This is a genomic window from Ruegeria sp. ANG10, from assembly GCF_040705255.1.
Classification (GTDB): domain Bacteria; phylum Pseudomonadota; class Alphaproteobacteria; order Rhodobacterales; family Rhodobacteraceae; genus Ruegeria.
The window spans coordinates 1-19,145 of the sequence record NZ_JBFCVU010000010.1 but is presented as its reverse complement, the minus strand read 5'-3'; the positions used below and the strand labels follow the sequence as shown (position 1 = coordinate 19,145).

The following is a 19,145-nucleotide window of genomic DNA, read 5'->3' as shown; positions in this document are numbered from 1 at the left end:
GCGAACCCGAAGGCCCGCCCTTGAACCTAGGTCGATCAGGTCACTTTAGAAGTTGAACCAGACACCAAAGTCAGCCTGAATCCGGCCGTCTTCGTCACCGTCTTTAACTTCGCCAACGGCACCACGCAGCGTAGCGCCCGCGCCCAGGTCATAGATGGCGCCGACACCGATGTTGCGCGTGTCGTCATCGGCCGAGCCGTCACCATAGACCAGCTGCAACGTGGTCGCTGCACCCAGGTTATAGGCAACTGAGAAACCATAGGCGGTGCCGTTTTCATCATCGTCGGCCACATCATCGTCCGCCAGGAACAGCGTGCCGTAGAAGTCATTGAATTCGGCACCCAAGGTGAAGACGGTCAGGCTTTCCTTTTCGACACCATCACCTTCTTCGGTTTCACCATAAACCAGCGAGGCAGTGATGTTGTTGAAAGTATAAGCCACGCTTACGTCCCAGCGGTCGCGGTCCGTGGTTGCGCCAGTGCCATTGTTTGCAAAGATGGTGTTCTGGTCGTAGGACGCCGAAACAGCAAAATCACCAACGGTGTATTGAAAGAACACGGCATTGTCGCCCGAACCGGTCGATTCATACTCGAGGAACGAGTAGTTCACGCCCGAATACTGACCCAGAAACTCTTCTAGGCCGGGCTCGGTGCCGAAATAGTCGTCCAGGTTGTCGAATGAACCGGCCACGTTGCCAGCATCAACACGCAAGCCACCATAGATAACAGAGAACCGTGCGCCGTTCAGACCGGCGTTGTTGGCTTCGCCAGTGTCGGAGTCTTCGTCAGCCTGCAGACGAACACGACCCTCAAAACGTACGCCACCGTCGGTTTCGGTGAAACCGTCAATATTCAGACGGAAACGCGAGATCAGAATGGCCTCGTCAGAATCTGCCGTGGATTGGTTTACCGCACCATTAGCTGTGGTGGTGGTCTGTGTCGTGTTCTGACGGTCCTCAAGGTAACCAATACCAAAACGGCCATAGCCGCTGAGGTTGATGCCGGACTCGGCCGCAGCGATGCCTGCGGTTGCAATTGTTGCGGTCGACGCAAAAAGAAGTTGTTTCATGATAAGCCCATGAGTGTGTGAGGAGTTTGGCTACAAAATGTGGCTGAGCGCCTAGTCGAATAAATCGCGAGCATGCTCAACAGCGCCCGCGGACAATCGACCTTCATGCCCACGCCTTGCGTTGCACCTTTGCACAGATGATTTCAGAGGATATACTTTTTATTGTTTAAATTTAAATAGTTAGCATAAACTCTAAATGCCATTACAAAAAGTTGATCACAGAAAAAGGCCACGACCTCTTTAATTTAAAGAGACTGAACCAGTAGCCGTAAATGGCTTTTCGATACTGATGCCGACGCTTTAAGGCAACGCTGATCGGCGAAATCCAATGCTTTTGAAAATACCTGCTCAGCCTGCCGAGCCCTTCGGCAGATCAGTTGCCGTAATAGACAAAAGACAACGACCGGCTAACCCCGCCTGGTGGTTTCGGAAAAGGTGAGGCCGCTTCGACCTGTGCCTTGGCTGCCCGTTCAAGATCTGGTGTGCCGTTGGTATCCACGACTTCTACATAGTCCAAGGTTCCGTCCGGCTTGATCACGAAAAACACCCTCGCAAAGCCCCGCGCGGCTGTATAGACGATCGGCGCGCGGTTCAGATGAACCAGAACCTCCCCTGCATAGTTGGTCCGGTCCGAATTTCCGGGCCCCCGCCCGCCCGAGCGCCTGCCGCTATTGCCCGAAGTGAACCTGTCGACACCCTGACGCGCGTATGTGGTCAGGGGGGATTCAATTTCGCGCGAAGGATACCGAAGGTTGCTGAAATCCCGCACGCTGCGCAACACGTCCCTCGGTTCTGCCTGTGGGCGACGGTCCGGCAGTTGTGGGCGGATCGAAGAGGTCACGGCCAGTTCTGATCCTTCGCTGCTTTCCTCTGCCTGCGGTGCGGATTCGGCCGGGGCGGCGGGAATATCGGGTTCGACCGCCTCGCTTTCGGTGGGGATATCCGGCGCGACTGATGGCAACACGTCTTCGGGCGGGTCCGGCAGCGCGGCAAGCTGCTCGGCCTGAACCGGTTCAGGTGCGGGGACTTCAGTAATCGGTTCGATCACCTCGGGGTTGCTTTCTGGGATTTCGACAACCTCGGCAGTTTCTACGTCCGGAGTTTCTTCCACCTCGTCGCTGGCGCTCTGGTCGCCATCCGTGGTCTCCTGCTCCTGGGGCTCGGGGGCTTCTGACTCGACCGGTTCGGGGGAGATGGGCTGCAACACTTCTGAGGTGCCCGTATCGGGCGCAAAGGTTTGTTGGGGGTCGTCCGAGGCCACATGCACTTCGCTGGTTGGAATCTCGGCAGGTTCGGGCGGGTCTTCGACCGGAGGTTCAGGCGTTTCCTCCGGTTCTGGCTCAACAGGTTCAGCGACAGCTTCAACCAGATCTTCAAAACTGTTGCCCAGTTCAACCCTGTCGGGTGCATCGGTTTCACCTGACTGTCCGGTCAGTCTAGGTGTGGTCAGGCCCAGCCCCGTCAGATGCAGCAGCAGCGACAGCAGCGCGGCCAGAACCGCAATGACGACCGACCCCCGGATCATTCCAGCGCCTTTTCGGTCACAACAAACACGGATACGGCACCCAGTCGGCGCAGCTCAGCCGTCACCTCCATCAGCCGCGCGCCCGACGCCTCGCGATCCGGGACGATGCGCACCGGTCCTGGGTCACGCCCCGTCATATAGGTTTCGGGGTCCATCGGCGCGCCGCGAAAGTTGAGCGTTCCGTCCCGGTGCAACACCAATGCATCGGGCGGTTCGCGACCTTCCAACTCGGACGTGTCGACCAGATTCAAATCAGGGTCCAGCGGCGTGGCCACCGTGCCCGCGATCAGAAAGAAGATCAGCATCAGGAACACGACATTGATCAGCGCAATGGTCGAGTCGCGTTTGCGGCGGGGGCGGCCAGGTCGGATCATTCCAGCACCAGCACCCTGAGGCCTTCGCGCCCGCGCAGCAAAACCAGCAGGTCCACCAGCCGCTGCGCCGTCGTGTCAGGGTCCAGACTGACCAGCACCTGCCCGGTCGTCACCTGTGTGGTCAGGTCCGCAAGCGTGACCGGGGTACCGTTCAGAACCAGCCTTTCTTCCCCCAGCTGGACAAAGGCGCGGTCTTGGGGTGCCTCCGCAGTTGCGCTACCCGCTGTGGCGGCGCTCAGCTCGATCTCGCCATATTTGGAGAAGGTTGAGGTCAGCATGAAAAACAGCAACAGCAGAAAGATCACGTCGATGAGCGGTGTCATCGCCAGTGGTCGCCTGACAAAGGGTGCGAGGTTACGCATGTCCGGGCGTGGCCGCCATGGTCTGTGCGTCCTCGGCCAACGGGATGGCCTGACCCGGCACCAATACCGTGCGCAGCGCCTTGTCAGCGAACACCCGTTCCCGCGCGGTGCGGCTTTCGAACCACGACAGCACCATCGAGGTCGGCATCGCCACCGCCAGACCCACCGCGGTGGTCACCAGCGCCACCCAAATACCACCCGCCAGCAGCGACGGATCAACCGAGGATCCGGCGGATTGCAGGCTGCGGAACGCTTCGATCATGCCCAGAACCGTACCAAACAGACCCAGCAGCGGCGCCAGCTGCGCCACCGTGTCCAGCAGGCGGAAACCACGTTCAAGCCCGGCCAGCGCCAGCCCCGCCTCGGCATCCAACCGTTGATCTAGACCGGGTGCGTCCGGCGCGTCCATCGCCACGCCGACCAGCGGCGCAAGATAGCTGTTGCTTTTGGCCAGTCGCGCGCGTGCTGCCTGCTTGTCACCGGCATCCCAAGCATCCAGCGCCTGCGACAGCACCCGGTGTCGCCCGACGCCAGAGGCGGCGAATTGCCAAAGCTTGTACAACGTCACCGCCAGCGTCACCACGGACATGGCGATCAGGATGGCCACAACCGGCCCGCCCAGGGCCAGAATTTCACGCAGGGCGTCAAGAATACTCATCCCAAAAGCTCCACTTCAGTACGGCTGCGCAAGGTTGGTGTCTTGTCGCAGATTTCGCTGTCAGCACCGTCGACGGTACAGCCGCTTAGCCCATTGATCAGAACCCGCCCAAGATTTTCACAGGCGATGTCGCGCACGTCAAACTGACGGACGCGGGGACGTTCCGCTGGCAGGTCCCGAAATCCAAAAAGGGTAAAGCGTTCGAACACACCAGCGGCATCGAATATCACCACCTGATAATTGGCAGTGTCGATCGCCGTTGCGGTTTCGTTTTCGACCAGAAAGGTCAAACGGCAGGCGCCTTCGACATCTTCAGTCGCGTTCAGTTCGACCACCAACCCCGGCGCATCCTTCGCCGATTGGGCCTGAGCCGCAAAGGGCAGCGTGCTAACGATGGCAACAAGGGCCATAGGGCGAAACTTCATGAATACGATCCCAATTGTTTCACGCAGGCAGAGGCTCTGACAGCGCTGTATCCGTCTTATCCAAGACCGCTGGGTCGCGAAAGGGTTGCCGACATCTTTGTGATAAAGTGCGATTTTCGGCGCGTTCAACCCTGCTGGCGGGTCTGTTGCAGCGGATCACGACGCAAACTGCTGCAATAGCGGCCGTTCCGAGGTTTCATGGCTGACCATCGCACAGGTCAGCGATCATTCCGGCGCGTTGGCAGTGACCCGATGTCGGGCCAGTTTCGAGTGCATTCAGAGCCCTGCGATTGCCACAATCCTCGGTGCCAGAGTGCAGTTCATTCAAGTGCTGACGGGGCTCCAATCCCACACTCAAACGCGGATGTATATGAGAGGGTTTTCAGCTTAAAGCTTCGACTTCCCTCGCCAAATCTTCGGCTGCTTCTTCAAGCTCCTCAGGCGTGATGCCACGATAGGCTTCAATTCTGATTGCATTCAGGTTCGATTGGTATCGTCGCGCCAGCCGGTTTGGGTTGAAGGCGGGGCTGAGCTCCTTGCAAGCGATCGCGCGCTGGAACACTTCGGCGATATCTGCTTCCAGCAAATTCAGATACGTGTTGGCCTGTTCCGCATGTTCCTTGTCATCTTCAGTGGTATTCAACAACGCCTTGACCAGCATGCATGCCCCGGCATTTGGGATCATCGCCGGGGGACCGGCCTATGGCCCGCAGATAATCAGCCAGTGCGCGAAGAGGCGAGGAGGCATTTTGTGTCGCCGCAAGAAATACTCAGCCCGTTCTTTTTGCAACGATGTCAGGTCGGGAATCTCTGTCTGAGAATTTTTGCGGAACCTGCAAATAGGGCTCTAATGTCCTGTTGGGACACCAGCCATTTTCAAACCTAGAAACTTGTGCCTGATTAGGCGCGTTTTTCGCCAATTGTCGTGACGCCCAGAACCGACAGAACCTTGGCCTCGATCTGTTCGGCGTTCATGCCCGCAACGGCATACATGTCCGTTGGACTGGCCTGATCGATGAAGATATCCGGCAGCACCATCGAGCGGTATTTCAACCCGTGATCGAACACGCCCTCATCCGCCAAAAGCTGCGCTACGTGGCTGCCAAAGCCGCCAACGGCGCCTTCTTCGATGGTGATCAGAGCCTCGTGGTTAGCGGCCAGATCAAGGATCAAATCGCGGTCTAGCGGTTTGGCGAAACGGGCGTCGGCGATGGTGGGTGTGATCCCGCGGGCTGAAAGGGCCTCGGCGGCCTTCTGCACCTCGGCCAAGCGGGTGCCAAAGGACAAAAGCGCCACGCGCGCACCTTTTTGGATCATGCGCCCTTTGCCGATCTCAAGCACCTCACCTCGTTCAGGCAGGTCTACACCCACACCCTCGCCGCGCGGATAACGGAAGGCAATGGGTCCGTCGTCATGGGAGGCTGCAGTGGCCACCATGTGCATCAGTTCGGCCTCATCCGCGGCGGCCATGACGGTCATGCCGGGCAAGTTGGCCAGATAGGCAATATCGAAGGATCCCGCATGGGTTGCGCCATCAGCACCCACCAGCCCTGCACGGTCGATGGCAAAACGCACCGGTAGGCGCTGAATGGCCACGTCATGCACCACCTGATCGTAACCACGCTGCAAAAAGGTCGAATACATCGCGCAGAACGGTTTCATACCGCCAGCCGCCAGCGCAGCCGCGAATGTCACGCCATGCTGTTCCGCAATTGCGACGTCGAAACAGCGCGAAGGGTAGCGTTCCGCAAACAGGTTCAACCCGGTGCCATCCGGCATTGCGGCCGTGACCGCAACGATCTTGTCATCGCGCCCCGCCTCATCAACCAGCGCTTTGCCAAAGACCGACGTATAGGACGGCGCGTTGGACGGGGCCTTTTTCTGCTCACCCGTGACCACGTCAAATTTCGCGGTGGCGTGGCCTTTGTCGCGGGCCTGCTCGGCAGGGGCGTAGCCCTTGCCCTTTTTGGTCAACACATGGATCAGAATCGGACCGGTCGCCCGGGCTTTGACGGTGCGCAGAACCGGCAGCAACTGATCCATGTCATGACCGTCGAGCGGGCCGATATAGGAAAAGCCCAATTCTTCGAACAGTGTACCGCCCACCGCCATGCCTTTCAGCATTTCCTTGGCCCGTTTTGCCCCTTCGCGGAACGGTTCGGGTAGCAGCGAGACCGCACCTTTGGCGGCAGCTTTCAGCTCGTGGAACGGGGCCTCGGTGTAAATCCGCGACAAATAGCTGGACAGCGCACCGACGGGCGGGGCGATGCTCATCTCATTGTCGTTGAGGATGACGATCAGGCGTTTGCGCAGGTGACCGGCGTTGTTCATCGCCTCAAAGGCCATGCCAGCCGACATCGACCCATCGCCGATCACGGCAATTGCGTCACCCAGCCCTTCGGGCGTGACACCGCCCAGATCGCGGGCCACGGAAAACCCAAGCGCGGCACTGATCGAGGTTGAGCTATGCGCCGCCCCAAACGGATCATAAGGGCTTTCGCTGCGCTTGGTGAAGCCGCTCAGCCCGTCCTTCATGCGCAGGGTGCGGATACGTTCGCGCCGTTCGGTCAGGATTTTATGCGGATAACATTGATGCCCCACATCCCAGATGATCTTGTCACGCGGTGTGTCGAACACCGCATGTAACGCGGTGGTCAGCTCGACCACACCCAGCCCCGCGCCCAGATGGCCACCGGTGACGGACACGGCCGAGATCGTCTCGGTTCGCAATTCCTGGGCCACCTGATGCAGCTGCGCGTCCGAGAACTGCTTGAGATCCGCAGGGCGGTTCACAAGGTCCAGCAAGGGCGTTTTCGGGCGGTCAGACATATGGCGTTCCTGGCTTAGCTGTCCCGGGCAATAACGAAGCGGGCGGCGTCCTTCAAGGTTTCTGCCGATGCGCCATAGCCGTCCAGCGCGGCGCAGGCTTGATCCACCAGCTCTGCCGCTCGGGCTTTGGCCGCATCCAGACCCAACAAAGAAACAAATGTGGCCTTACCGGCCTCGGCATCTTTTTGCAGGCGTTTTCCAGCCTTTTTGGCATCACCCTCGACATCCAGAATGTCGTCCGCGATCTGAAAAGCAAGCCCCAGTGCCCGGGCATATTGGCGCAATGGCTCGGGGTCGGCCTGCGCCAATCGCGCACCGGCACAGGCGGACCATTCGATCAGGGCACCGGTCTTACCTGCCTGAAGGCGTGTGATTTCGTCCAACGTCAATGGGGCAGCAGCCGTTTCCGCCGCGATATCCAGCGCCTGACCCAGCACCATGCCTTGCGCGCCGCTGGCCTTGGCAAGGGTCAGAGCCAATTCTGCCCGAACCTCGGCCGTGCCGACCTCGGGACGGGTGCAGAGTTCGAAGGCCAGCGTCTGCAATGCGTCCCCGGCCAGAACGGCAGTGCCTTCGTCCCATTTCACATGCACTGTTGGCCGCCCGCGGCGCAGATCGTCGTCGTCCATACAGGGCAGATCGTCATGGACTAGTGAGTACGCGTGCAGCGCTTCGATCCCGGTGGCGGGCCAAACGGCACGACTTGCATCCACACCGTGCAGGCGCGCGCTTTCCAGCACCAGAAACCCACGCAACCGTTTGCCACCTTTGGTGGCATAGGCCATCGCACCGGTCACATTCAGATCGTCCAGCGCGCCCAAAACCAGATCGAACTGATCCTGAATCCGCGCCGCATCCTGCGCTAGTATTTCACGAAACATTTACTGACCTTCGACAGGCGTCGTCCCGGTCGGCTGACCGTTGGCGTCCAGCGTAATGGCAGCCACTTTTTCTTCGGCCCGCTTCAACTCCTCCTCGCAGCGCTTTTTCAACGCCGCGCCGCGCTCATACAACGCGATGGACTGGTCCAGCGCCACATCGCCGCGCTCGAGCTGGCCAACAACAGCCTCAAGCTCTTTCATCGCCTGTTCGAATGTCATCTGGTCTACTGGGGTATCGGTCATCGGGCTGCCTTCATCAATTCTTCCACATGGGCGCGTGTGGCCTGGGCCAGTGCGTTCAGATCATACCCGCCTTCCAGAGTCGAGACGATACGGCCCCCGCAAAGGTCCTGGGCAATCTTGCAAAGCTCGGCGGTGACCCAGGCGAAATCGCCGGTGGACCAGTTCAGATTGGCCAATGGATCGTCCTGATGCGCGTCAAATCCAGCCGAGATGACGATCAGGTCCGGCTTGAACGCACGCAGGCGCGGGAAAGCCTGTGTTTGATAGGCCGCGCGCATCTCGGCCCCGCCGGAACCGGGGGACAGGGGGATGTTGAGAATGGTCTCAAACGCGCCGGTTTCATCAGGACGCCCCGATCCGGGCCATAACGGCATCTGCTGACTGGTGATCACAAGTGCGCGTTTCTCATCCCACAGCAAATCCTGCGTGCCATTGCCGTGATGCACGTCAAAATCAACCACTGCGACGCGGTTCAGTCCGTGGTGATCCAGCGCATGTTTCGCCGCCAGCGCGGCATTGCCGAACAGGCAAAACCCCATCGCGGTATCGGTTTCGGCGTGATGCCCCGGAGGCCGGATCGCACAAAACGCATTTTGTGCCTCACCGCCCAACACCATATCCACCGCCCGCACCACAGCCCCCGCCGCGCGATAGGCCGCATCGACCGAGCCCGGAGACATGAACGTGTCCCCGTCGATCTGGGCAAAGCCGTCCGCGGGGCGCATTTTGCGCACATCCCGGATGTAGCTTTCCGGATGTATACGCAGCAGATCGTCATCCGCCGCCAGCGACGCTGTCACCCGGTTCAGGTCTAATGACTCCAATGCATGCAGGATATGCTCCAGCCGAGCCACCCGCTCAGGGTGCCCATCCGGGGTGACATGCCCCAGACAATCCGCGTGAGTCAAAAGGGCGGTTTTCATATCGATCCCCTGTTCATCTGGCTAAAAATACCTTCGCCGAAGGCCAATAATCGCCGCGCAGCGGCCTGATCAATCCGGCGCCAGCATATACCCGGCGCCTCGGACCGTTTGCAGATAACGCGGCTGCTTTGGGTCTTGTTCGATCTTGCGCCGCAGCCGGGTGATTTGCACATCCACCGCGCGTTCCTGCGCCTGACCCTTGTCGCGGCCCAAATCCTCGACCAGCTTGGCGCGGCTGATCGGCTCACCGGGTTGGGTCGAGAAGATCTTCATCAACTGGCTTTCCGTCGCGGTCAGGCGTACCGGTTCTTCGCCCTGCCACATCTCACCACGTTCCACGTCATAGCGGATCGGGCCGAGGGTCAGAATCTTGGTCGCCGTATCCAGTGCCGGTGTTTCCGGCATCCGCCGCAAGATCGCGTTGATGCGCAGCAACAGCTCTTTCGGCTCGAACGGTTTGGCCAGGTAATCGTCCGCACCGGCCTCAAGTCCCGCAATCCGGTGTTCGGTCTCACCACGTGCGGTCAACAGCAGGATCGGGGTTGAATGGGTTTCGCGCAGTGTTCTGGTCAGGCTCACGCCATCTTCGCCGGGCATCATTACGTCCAGAACGATCATATCGAAGTCCAGCCCCGACAACACCCGCCGCGCATGGGCTGCGTCGCGGGCGGCGGTCACCAGAAACCCGCTGCGCATCAGGAACTTCTTGAGCAGATCACGAATACGCTCATCGTCGTCGACGATCAGCAGATGGGCATCCAAATCGCTCATGAGGTCGTATCCCGCAGTTTCGTGTAAGCATGACGCATATCAGCATCCATCATCGCTTCAAGTACTTTACGAAATCCTGATACCGCCTCGGGGCCCGCATCCTTGTAGGCGGCGCGCATCCGAACCCGCTGCGCCTCAGAGAGTTTGGCCTCAAGCGCCTTGCCTTTTTCGGTCAGAAACAGATGGCGTTCGCGCTTATCCACCGTGCCCACGCGGCTTTCGACCAGCCCGTCATCGATCAAGGTCCGCAGAACCCTGTTCAGAGACTGTTTTGTCACGCCCAGGATTGCCAGCAGGTTGTTCACGGTCGTCCCAGGTGCGCGGTTGATGAAATGAACGGCGCGGTGATGGGCACGGCCATAGGCCAGTTGCGCCAGAATGCGATCAGGATCGGCGGTAAAGCCCCGGTAAGCGAAAAACATCGCTTCGATCCCTTGTCGCAACTGTTCGTCGGTCAAAAACAAAAGGCTTTCACCGCCAAACACTTGGGCGGGGCGCGTATCCGACATCGTTTGCCTCATTCGTTACTCAGGACCGACTTTATGTCAGCGTTATTGACATTCCAAGAGTGGACAGGTATCGAACCGCAGTTTCTGCGCAACTTAATGTCCGCATCGGACTTAAATGGCGCAACAAGCGAAAAATTCAACCCAGTTCAGGAGGTTTCGCATGGCGGGGTATGATGATCGTGACGGCGTGATCTGGATAGACGGTGAATTGGTGCCTTGGCGTGATGCCAATGTACACATCCTGTCTCATGCAATGCACTATGCGTCCTCGGTGTTCGAGGGTGAGCGCGCTTATAACGGCAAGATCTTCAAAAGCCGCGAGCATTCCGAGCGTCTGATCGCATCTGCCGACGCGCTGGACATGCCGATGCCTTATACGATCGATCAGATCGAAGCCGCCAAAGAAGCAACCCTGAAAGCCAGCGGTCTGCAGGACGCTTACGTGCGTGTGCTTGTCTGGCGCGGTTCGGGTGAAGATATGGGCGTGGCCTCGGCCAGAAACCCGGTGCGTATGGCCGTCGCGGTTTGGCCTTGGGGCGCCTATTACGGCGACGCCAAGATGCAAGGTGCCAAGCTGGACATCGCCGAATGGAAACGCCCCAGCCCGGAAACCATCCCCGTTCATGCCAAGGCGGCGGGTCTCTACATGATCTGCACCATCTCCAAGCACAAGGCCGAGGCCAAGGGCTGCTCGGACGCGCTGTTTATGGATTACAATGGCTATGTGGCCGAGGCGACCGGCGCCAACGTGTTCTTCGTCAAGGATGGCGAGGTTCACACCCCGTTGGCCGATTGCTTTCTGAACGGCATCACCCGCCAAACCGTGATCCAGATGCTGAAAGACAAGGGCGTCAACGTGATCGAACGCCGTATCAAGCCCGAAGAAATGGCCGATTTCGAGCAGTGCTGGCTGACTGGCACAGCGGCCGAGGTCACCCCGGTGGGCCAAATCGGCGACTACACTTTCGAAGTCGGAGATCTGACCCGCGAGATCGCCGCGGATTACGAGGCGCTGGTTCGCGCCTGATCTGACCAGAGACGAGTATTCAGAAACCCCCGCATTTCGTGGGGGTTTTTCTTTGCCTGCCGTTCAAGTTCTTGTGCAGATCGTTCAACGGGCTAGACGACGGCGCAGGCAGCGATAGGTTACGCCCATGTTGGACCTGCTCAGCGATATCCTCACCCGCCTGTCCCTGCGGGGGACATTCTATTTCCGCACGTCATTCACGCCGCCTTTCGGTATCCAGGTCCCGGCCTATCAAAATGTCGCCCGGTTCCACTTTGTTCAGCGCGGTGAATTGAAGGTATACGTCTCTAATACAGGGGAAACGCTGCGGCTCAAGCAAGGCGATTTGATCCTGATCCCGCACGGGGCCGCGCACGCGCTGCTGTGCAATGAGATCAAACCGCTGGACGCATTGCCATTAGAGCAGGTTCTGGAGAAGGCCGGGTATCAAGGCGATGGCGTCCTGATTTACGGGGGCGAGGATAAAAGCCGCGATACTCAGCTGGTCTGCGGTCATTTCTCATTCACCGGCCCGCCGGGTCGAAGGGGCGCAGGTCATATGCTGATCGACCGCCTGCCGTCGTACATTCTGATCGAAAATTACGGCGAAGAAGCCGGTGCCTGGATCGAAGCGACCCTGCGCATGATCGGGTCCGAGATCAACGGTGCCCGGATTGGGGGCGACCTGATCGCCCTGAAACTGTCTGAGGTGCTGTTTGCGCAGGCCATACGCGCCCATCTGGAATACCAAAGTCCCAGCGATACCGCCTTGGCCGGGTTCGCTGATCCGCGCATCTCGCGCTCGCTGACAGCCTTTCATCAGGCCCCTGCACAGGAATGGAGTGTCGAGTCGCTGGCGCGTGAGGCCGGGATGTCACGTACCGCCTTTGCGCAGTTGTTTGCCGAGAAGATGAATACGACCCCCATGCAATATCTGACGGATTGGCGCATGCAGATCGCCTGTCACGGCCTAACTGAGAATCGCTGGAACGTGGCGGATGCGGCGGCCGAGGTTGGCTATGCGTCAGAAGCGGCCTTTTCCCGCGTTTTCAAGAAACAGATTGGCCTGTCTCCGGCGGCTTACCGGTCCATGCACTGACCCGCTGAAACTTCGAACGATCTGCAGTGTTTCACGAACGATCCGGAATTAAACGTTCGACTAACCCATCCTAACTTGGTGCCATGCCAATTTAGGAAAGGAAAAAACAATGTCTGTCCGTTTCGTTACCCGCACTGTGCATGCTTATCTTGATTACCCAGTCGCTTTGGCGCTAATGGTGTTGCCTTTTGTTTTGGGGCTGGGGCAATCCAACCCAATGGCGTTGTGGCTATCTGTGGTCACCGGCGTTGCGGCGCTTGTTCTGACCGTGCTGACCGACCACCATCTCGGCGTCTGGCGCGTTCTGCCCTATAAATTCCACCTGGCGGTTGATTTGCTGGTCGGCGTCACATTTCTGGCCGCACCCAGCTTGTTCGGCTTCTCGGGGCTGGATGCGATCTACTACTGGCTGAACGGCGCGGCGGTGGTCGCAGTCATCTCGCTTAGCGCGTCGGAACAGGGCGCAACCGCCCGAGTGTGAAATACGCCCGCTTTTATGTCTGTGAGTCGCTTGTTTCAAGAACAGGCGGCTCATAGTCGCTTATCAAACGCACCGTACCTGATCACGCGGCGCTTTTTCCCTTGCAATTCCCGACTAAAATAATCAGATAAAAGATGACGCTGGGTATGGTACTATCCGGCACCGAATTTCGAGGCGGTTTGCGGGCTTAGCGCGTGACTTGGTGAGAGCCCGCCGCCGCCTCGGAAACGAAACTGGTTCGGAAAGAGTTTGGTATGGGCGATCCGCTGGACGAAATCATGGCACGGTATGAGGCCGCAACCGCGTGCGGCTGCTGTTGTGACGACGATTTTTGCGCCTATGTCGACAAGAAAAAACCTGCCACAGATGCCAGTTCATCCGACCGTTTGCCTGACAGCGCCGCCAGCCAACGCGGGTCAGTCCGGTTTCTTAATGAAAACCGGGCGGTGTAACAGCCCCGGTTTGGGGCTGTTTAGACTCTGTTTTCAGAAATCCACGCCACGCTGGGCTTTGATACCGGCTTGGAACGGGTGCTTTTCTTCGGTCATTTCGGTAACCAGATCGGCATAGTCGCGCAGCGCTTGCGGGGCGTCACGCCCTGTCAGGAACACGCTAGTCTTTTCCGATCGTTCGTTCAGACCGTTAATCACCTGATCAACCGACAGGTATTCATAGCGCAGGGCGATGTTGATCTCATCCAGTACCACCAGATCATACTCTCCGCTGGCCATCAGCGCGCGGGCCTTGTCAAAGGCGGCGTTGGCGGCGGCGATGTCACGCTCGCGGTCTTGGGTGTCCCAGGTAAAGCCCTCGCCCATCGTATGCCAGGTGACCAGATCGCGTTCTTCGAAGAAACGCCGCTCGCCAGTTTTCCACTTGCCCTTGATGAACTGCACCACGGCGACCTTCTGCCCCCAGCCCAGGGCGCGGATCACCACGCCAAAAGCAGCCGAGGATTTGCCCTTGCCCTTGCCGGTGTTGATCAGCACCAGCCCACGGTCGGGATCGACCGCCTCTGAGACTTTCTTGCGGTGCTGAGCCTGCACCTTCTGCATCTTTTCCTTGTGATCCTGCGCGTCGCTCATGGGGAACCCTCATTTTGTGTCGCGCCACACCCTAGGGGAAGTTTGGCAAAGGTAAAGGTCAGGCTTTGGGATCTGTGACGGCGCGGGCACGTCCTCGTTCCAGACCCAGTTGATGTTCTCGCCAGATCACCACGATATTGCCGGCGATCACCAGCGCCGCACCGATCAACATCACCAGTGTCGGCAGTTCGCTGAACCAGACATAGCCGATGACAATGGCAAACAGCATCGAGGAATAGTCGTAGGGCGCCAGCATCGACGCCTGACCAAAGCGATAGGACGAGGTCACTAAAATCTGTGCCACACCGCCGATCAACCCAGCCAGAATCAAAACAGCGGCTTGCTCCCACGTGGGCAGGACCCAGCCCCAGAACACGGTCAGACCGGAAAGCAAGGTCGCGGTCATCGAGAAATAGAACACAATGGCCGCCGGGTGATCGACCTGCACCAACTGCCGGATGTGAATCTGCACAAAGGCGCGCGCGATGGTCGCCCCCAGAATGCACAGCGCGCCAAGGGTGGCTGCGGCCTCCATATTGTTGCCGCCCAGTCGGGGCCAGATCATGATTAGAACACCCAAAAGGCCAATGGCCACGGCGGCGATCCGAATTTTGCGGATGCGCTCGCCCAGCATGATCGCCGCCAGAATCAGAGTGAAAATCGGGGTCGCGTAACCAATTGCCGTGGCCTCGGGCAGGGGGATCAGACCAAGGCCAGTAAAGGTCAGCCCCATCGCTGTGGTCCCCAGTACGCCGCGCCAGAAGTGACCCATGGGTTTGCGAACAACAAAGCCTTGCGCCAATTCTCCGCGTGAGATCAGCCAGATGACGATCACGGGAATGGCGAACAGCGACCGGAAAAACACCATCTCGCCGGGTGGAAAGTGATCAGACTGGGATTTGATCAATCCAGCCATCACTGTGAACAGAAACACCGCGCTCGTTTTCAGAGCGACGGCCAGCAGCGGTCGATGCGATGTTAACGGTTTTGCCATCGGCGCGAACCTGCGCCTTTGTTCGGCAAAGATCAACGCGTGGAATCAGGAATTCGTCCAGCCCGCAGGCAGAGACTGGCCGATCTCTTCCGCGAAGTCCTCTAGAAACCGGATCATCAACTCGATGCGTTGCTGCGCAAGGGTTTTTCCGCCCTCGGTCAGCATGTCACCGGGCAGGCCCAGCAACTTTACCTTCCAGTGGTCCAGCGAATAGGTCAAATCGTCCAAGGACCGGTTTGCGGCAAACGGATCTGCCGGATCGTACAGAGCCCGTCCCAAAGCGCCGGAAACCGAAAAGTTCCGCGCAATGCCAATCGCGCCCAGCGCGTCCAGCCGGTCCGCATCACGCAGGATGCAGGCCTCGGGCGAAACCGGCGTGATATTGGCCGAAAAGCTGTGCGCCTCAATCGCGTGCTGAATGGCGCGGATTTGATCTGGGCTATAGCCAAGTTTACCCAGTATAGGCTCTGATTTCTGCGCGGACTGGCGGGATGCCAGATGGCGATCCGGGTCGTCCTTGGACAGGTTCACCAGATCATGCAGATAGCTTGCGGCCAGCAACACGGGCATGTCGGTCTGATCGTCCGCAATGGCCTGAGCGTTCACCCAAACCCGGTCCAGATGGGCCAGATCATGCGCCGGATCTGTCTCCATCCGCTGCGCGACGACGGCGCGCAGGCGCGCGCGCAGATCAGCCGATCCGTCCACGGTTCTCTCCGATCTGGCCACGGTGCAGCAGCAAGTGGTCGAGGACTACGCAGGCCATCATCGCCTCGCCCACCGGTACAGCGCGGATGCCGACACAAGGGTCGTGGCGGCCCTTGGTGATGATCTCGGTTTCCTCACCGGATTTAGTGATGGTTTTGCGGGTGGTCAGAATCGACGAGGTCGGCTTTACCGCAAATCGCACCACAAGATCCTGCCCAGTCGAGATACCGCCCAGAATACCGCCCGCATGGTTGGAGCTGTATTGCGGGCCGTCCTGACCCATGAAGATCTCGTCTGCATTGGCCTCGCCGGTCAGTTCAGCGGCGGCCATGCCTTCGCCGATCTCAACACCTTTGACGGCGTTGATCGACATCATCGCAGCGGCCAAATCAGTGTCTAACTTGGCATAAACGGGCGCTCCGATTCCCGGAGGAACGCCTCGCGCTACCACTTCGACCACTGCGCCGACCGAGTTGCCGGATTTGCGCAAGTCATCCAGATAACTCGCCCAGTCTTCGGCGGCTGCTGCGTCGGGCGTCCAGAACGGGTTCTGTTCGATCTGCGACCAGTCAAAATTGGCGCGGTCAATCTTGCGCGGTCCCATTTGCACCATGTAGCCGGTGATCTGCACATTGGGCGCGATCTGTTTGATCGCCTCGCGCGCCAAGCCACCTGCGGCCACACGAGATGCGGTTTCTCGGGCCGAGCTGCGCCCGCCACCGCGATAATCCCGAATGCCGTATTTCTGCCAATAGGTGATGTCGGCATGGCCCGGACGGAACTTGTCCATGATGTCGCCGTAGTCTTTCGAGCGCTGGTCGGTGTTTTCGATCATCAGCTGCACGGGTGTGCCAGTGGTCTGGCCTTCGAACACGCCGGAAAGGATTTTCACCTGATCGGGTTCACGACGCTGGGTTGTGAACTTGTTCTGCCCCGGTTTGCGCTTGTCCAGCCAGTGCTGGATCATCGCCTCGTCAATCGCAACGCCCGGCGGGCAACCATCGACGGTAGCACCCAAAGCGGGCCCGTGGCTTTCGCCCCAGGTTGTGACGCGGAAGAGGTGTCCAAAGCTGTTCATCGACATGGGGCGTGCTCCTTTGAACGATGTGATTAGCGGGCAAGTCCCGCGGCCTCAAGCGGATTTGCGGTTGGGGCCATTTGACCCCAACCTTGTTCTTATCACGCAGCCGAAGCCAATCCGGCGCGGGTTTCAGTGATTTTCAGCGCTGCCTGCGCGGCTTCGCGGCCCTTTTGCACGAAGTGGTCACGGTAGATGGCGTTGTGGTGGTCGGTCTCTTGATACTGGTGTGGGGTCAACGACACCGAAAGGACCGGAACACCGGTATCCATACCCGCGCGCATCAGCCCGTCAACAACGGCCTGAGCCACAAAATCGTGCCGGTAGATGCCGCCATCCACGACGAATGCGGCACAGGCGACCGCGGCATAGCGCCCGGTTTGGGCTAGGTCGCGGGCCAACAGGGGCAACTCGAACGCGCCGGGGACGTCATAAACGTCGACCTGCTCGGCGGGGATGAGGTCCAGAAACCCATCCAGCGCGCGGTCAACGATATCAGAATGCCAGTTGGCTTTGATAAAAGCATAGCGGGTGTGTGTCATCATGATCTCCTTTCGTAACAGACACGTCACCCAAGGCGATCACGAGCAAATACGCCGCTGAGCGGCGCATTAGCACGTTCTCTTTCATCCGGACTTTCACCGTCGGCTCTGGCCTCTCACCAGATCTGCTGACACCCTTTAGTAGTTCCACAATTAGTGCGAAAACCGGTACCCACTTTTCGGATCGTGGACACTGCGGGGCCGCTCGCGGGCTTACGGGTCTTGGCCCGCATACCGCCGGTGGGGAATTTCACCCCGCCCTGAGAACGGGATCGACATTGCCAAGGCCAGCGCCGTTCCGCAAGGGTGAAGGTGCTGGCAATTGACGGGTTTTGTTTCAAACCAGCTGCTGTAAGGTTTCTGAAGTCAAGGAGAATGTGAATGAGACTCTATCACAGTCCACTGTCCCCCTATGTGCGTAAGGTTATGGTTTTGCTGCATGAAACCAGCCAAATTGACGATGTCGAAGTGATGACCGTTGCCAATACGCCGTTGGATCCCTCCGATTTCCTGCTGGGAAAGGTGCCGTTGACCAGAATCCCTGCGTTGGAGCGGCCCGATGGCCCGACATTGTTCGACAGCCGGGTGATCTGCGCCTTTCTGGATGCACGCGCTGAGGCCGGGATGTACCCCGAGGGTCCCGGGCGCTGGGACGTGCTGACACTGGAAGCGCTGGCAGACGGTATCATGGATTCAGCTTTGGCGATCGCCTATGAAGAGCGCTTCCGTCCCGAGGATAAGCAATGGGACCTTTGGAAGGATGCGCAATGGGGCAAGATCGAACGCGCCTGTGCTGCGCTGAACCAACGGTGGATGGCCCATCTGACGGGTCCGCTGGATATGGGCCAGATCGCCGTGGCCTGTGCGCTGGGGTATCTGGACCTGCGGCACGATGCGCGTGGTTGGCGTAAGGGCAATGACGCGCTGGCCGCGTGGCATGCGGATTTCAGCGAGCGGCCAAGCATGGTTGCCACCCACCCGCCAGCCTAGGAAACAGGCCCCGCGCCGAGGATGGGGCGGAGCCTTTTGCGTTACTGGCTGCTGAAGGTGGCCAGATAGGCGGCAATGTCTTCGGCCCCTTTCTTCAGCTTCACGCTCATGTTCGGGCGGGCGGTTTCGTCATTCAGGTAATCCTGAATGAAACCAATCGGGTCCTGCGAGTAAGCGATGATATTTTCCTCGGTCCACACAAGTCCTTCGTTGCCCGCACGGATCATGTCATCAGTGAACATTCCGATGGGCAGGCGTTCGCTTCCGTAAAGATAATCAGTCTCGGATCCAGCAACACGACCCACCACGCCATACAGATTCGGCCCGGTGATGCCGCCTTTGACCAAAATTTCTCCATCTTTGATGATCGCGTGGCAAGAAGAGCAGCGGTTATAAAGTTTTTCGCCCTTGGCCGGATCACCAGCGGCCACGGCCTGAGACGCGATGGCCAGAAAAAGGGTCAGCGTTGGTGCAAAGAATTGTGACACGGGGTTTGACATTGAAAACGTCCTGTAGAGGTTGGAATTTTCCCGCCTTTCGTGGATTCCCGTTAAAAGTGCAATCGAATTCAGTTATTTATAACCTGTTATAAAA

At 58.9% G+C, this 19,145-nt stretch carries 24 protein-coding genes and 1 riboswitch; of the genes, 5 read left to right on the top strand and 19 right to left on the bottom strand.

The window, feature by feature from the left end:
* Positions 1-45: 45 nt before the first annotated feature.
* From AB1A64_RS17980 to AB1A64_RS17920, 13 genes are all read right to left on the bottom strand, one after another.
* Complete coding sequence (locus tag AB1A64_RS17980; RefSeq protein ID WP_366552839.1) at positions 46-1,068, bottom strand: porin; 1,023 nt, start codon at positions 1,066-1,068, stop codon at positions 46-48.
* A 373-nt stretch (positions 1,069-1,441) separates the two neighbouring features.
* A complete protein-coding gene (locus AB1A64_RS17975; RefSeq protein ID WP_366552837.1) occupies positions 1,442-2,593 on the bottom strand; it encodes a TonB family protein in 1,152 nt (383 codons plus the stop codon).
* Positions 2,590-2,967 (bottom strand): biopolymer transporter ExbD, encoded by a 378-nt coding sequence (locus AB1A64_RS17970; protein ID WP_366552835.1) that lies wholly within the window; start codon positions 2,965-2,967, stop codon positions 2,590-2,592. Before AB1A64_RS17970 ends, AB1A64_RS17975 begins: the two co-directional genes overlap by 4 nt.
* The gene (locus AB1A64_RS17965; RefSeq protein ID WP_366552833.1) at positions 2,964-3,290 is read right to left on the bottom strand and encodes a biopolymer transporter ExbD; all 327 of its coding nucleotides are present in this window, start codon (positions 3,288-3,290) and stop codon (positions 2,964-2,966) included. The genes AB1A64_RS17970 and AB1A64_RS17965 overlap by 4 nt, the downstream gene beginning before the upstream one ends.
* A 31-nt stretch (positions 3,291-3,321) precedes the next feature.
* Positions 3,322-3,987: a MotA/TolQ/ExbB proton channel family protein gene (locus tag AB1A64_RS17960; RefSeq protein WP_366552831.1), complete on the bottom strand. Its 666-nt coding sequence runs from the start codon at positions 3,985-3,987 to the stop codon at positions 3,322-3,324.
* Positions 3,984-4,412, bottom strand: a complete 429-nt coding sequence (locus AB1A64_RS17955; RefSeq protein ID WP_366552829.1) for a hypothetical protein — start codon at positions 4,410-4,412, stop codon at positions 3,984-3,986. Before AB1A64_RS17955 ends, AB1A64_RS17960 begins: the two co-directional genes overlap by 4 nt.
* 382 nt (positions 4,413-4,794) lie before the next feature.
* On the bottom strand, positions 4,795-5,073 hold the full coding sequence (locus AB1A64_RS17950; RefSeq protein ID WP_366552827.1) for a hypothetical protein: 279 nt from the start codon (positions 5,071-5,073) through the stop codon (positions 4,795-4,797).
* A 239-nt stretch (positions 5,074-5,312) separates the two neighbouring features.
* Positions 5,313-7,241, bottom strand: a complete 1,929-nt coding sequence (gene dxs, locus AB1A64_RS17945; RefSeq protein WP_366552825.1) for a 1-deoxy-D-xylulose-5-phosphate synthase — start codon at positions 7,239-7,241, stop codon at positions 5,313-5,315.
* Between the two features lie 14 nt (positions 7,242-7,255).
* Positions 7,256-8,122: a polyprenyl synthetase family protein gene (locus tag AB1A64_RS17940; RefSeq protein WP_366552823.1), complete on the bottom strand. Its 867-nt coding sequence runs from the start codon at positions 8,120-8,122 to the stop codon at positions 7,256-7,258.
* The gene (locus AB1A64_RS17935) at positions 8,123-8,365 is read right to left on the bottom strand and encodes an exodeoxyribonuclease VII small subunit (RefSeq protein ID WP_058282745.1); all 243 of its coding nucleotides are present in this window, start codon (positions 8,363-8,365) and stop codon (positions 8,123-8,125) included. It lies immediately after the preceding gene.
* On the bottom strand, positions 8,362-9,288 hold the full coding sequence (locus tag AB1A64_RS17930) for a histone deacetylase family protein (protein WP_366552821.1): 927 nt from the start codon (positions 9,286-9,288) through the stop codon (positions 8,362-8,364). Before AB1A64_RS17930 ends, AB1A64_RS17935 begins: the two co-directional genes overlap by 4 nt.
* Positions 9,289-9,357: 69 nt before the next feature.
* Positions 9,358-10,059 carry a response regulator gene (locus tag AB1A64_RS17925; RefSeq protein ID WP_366552819.1) on the bottom strand — a complete coding sequence of 234 codons (702 nt, stop codon included), beginning with the start codon at positions 10,057-10,059 and terminating at the stop codon, positions 9,358-9,360.
* A complete protein-coding gene (locus AB1A64_RS17920) occupies positions 10,056-10,568 on the bottom strand; it encodes a MarR family transcriptional regulator (RefSeq protein WP_170349648.1) in 513 nt (170 codons plus the stop codon). Before AB1A64_RS17920 ends, AB1A64_RS17925 begins: the two co-directional genes overlap by 4 nt.
* Before the next feature lie 160 nt (positions 10,569-10,728).
* Between AB1A64_RS17920 and AB1A64_RS17915 the strand changes: the two genes are divergently transcribed.
* From AB1A64_RS17915 to AB1A64_RS17900, 4 genes are all read left to right on the top strand, one after another.
* Entirely contained in the window at positions 10,729-11,595 is an 867-nt protein-coding gene (locus AB1A64_RS17915) for a branched-chain amino acid aminotransferase (protein ID WP_366552817.1), read from the top strand.
* A 127-nt stretch (positions 11,596-11,722) separates the two neighbouring features.
* Positions 11,723-12,673 carry an AraC family transcriptional regulator gene (locus AB1A64_RS17910; RefSeq protein ID WP_366552815.1) on the top strand — a complete coding sequence of 317 codons (951 nt, stop codon included), beginning with the start codon at positions 11,723-11,725 and terminating at the stop codon, positions 12,671-12,673.
* Positions 12,674-12,782: 109 nt separating this feature from the next.
* A complete protein-coding gene (locus AB1A64_RS17905; RefSeq protein WP_366552813.1) occupies positions 12,783-13,154 on the top strand; it encodes a hypothetical protein in 372 nt (123 codons plus the stop codon).
* A 254-nt stretch (positions 13,155-13,408) separates the two neighbouring features.
* Positions 13,409-13,606 carry a hypothetical protein gene (locus AB1A64_RS17900; RefSeq protein WP_366552811.1) on the top strand — a complete coding sequence of 66 codons (198 nt, stop codon included), beginning with the start codon at positions 13,409-13,411 and terminating at the stop codon, positions 13,604-13,606.
* A gap of 33 nt (positions 13,607-13,639) precedes the next feature.
* On the opposite strand, the gene cobO is transcribed toward AB1A64_RS17900, so the two are convergent.
* The 5 genes from cobO to AB1A64_RS17875 form a co-directional block, all read right to left on the bottom strand.
* A complete protein-coding gene (gene cobO / locus AB1A64_RS17895) occupies positions 13,640-14,239 on the bottom strand; it encodes a cob(I)yrinic acid a,c-diamide adenosyltransferase (RefSeq protein ID WP_366552809.1) in 600 nt (199 codons plus the stop codon).
* Between the two features lie 58 nt (positions 14,240-14,297).
* Positions 14,298-15,233 carry a DMT family transporter gene (locus AB1A64_RS17890; protein ID WP_366552807.1) on the bottom strand — a complete coding sequence of 312 codons (936 nt, stop codon included), beginning with the start codon at positions 15,231-15,233 and terminating at the stop codon, positions 14,298-14,300.
* Between the two features lie 45 nt (positions 15,234-15,278).
* Positions 15,279-15,941, bottom strand: coding sequence for an HD domain-containing protein (locus AB1A64_RS17885; RefSeq protein WP_366552805.1), 663 nt, complete (start codon positions 15,939-15,941; stop codon positions 15,279-15,281).
* Positions 15,925-17,025, bottom strand: coding sequence for a chorismate synthase (aroC, locus tag AB1A64_RS17880; protein ID WP_366552803.1), 1,101 nt, complete (start codon positions 17,023-17,025; stop codon positions 15,925-15,927). The genes AB1A64_RS17885 and aroC overlap by 17 nt, the downstream gene beginning before the upstream one ends.
* 95 nt (positions 17,026-17,120) lie before the next feature.
* Positions 17,121-17,561 (bottom strand): 6,7-dimethyl-8-ribityllumazine synthase, encoded by a 441-nt coding sequence (locus AB1A64_RS17875; protein WP_366552801.1) that lies wholly within the window; start codon positions 17,559-17,561, stop codon positions 17,121-17,123.
* 72 nt (positions 17,562-17,633) lie between these two features.
* Positions 17,634-17,833, bottom strand: a riboswitch (FMN riboswitch).
* 109 nt (positions 17,834-17,942) lie between these two features.
* Here AB1A64_RS17875 and AB1A64_RS17870 point away from each other — a divergent pair.
* On the top strand, positions 17,943-18,551 hold the full coding sequence (locus AB1A64_RS17870) for a glutathione S-transferase (RefSeq protein WP_366552799.1): 609 nt from the start codon (positions 17,943-17,945) through the stop codon (positions 18,549-18,551).
* 41 nt (positions 18,552-18,592) lie between these two features.
* Here AB1A64_RS17870 and AB1A64_RS17865 read toward each other — a convergent pair whose 3' ends face one another.
* On the bottom strand, positions 18,593-19,051 hold the full coding sequence (locus tag AB1A64_RS17865; protein ID WP_366552797.1) for a cytochrome C: 459 nt from the start codon (positions 19,049-19,051) through the stop codon (positions 18,593-18,595).
* Between the last annotated feature and the right edge of the window lie 94 nt (positions 19,052-19,145).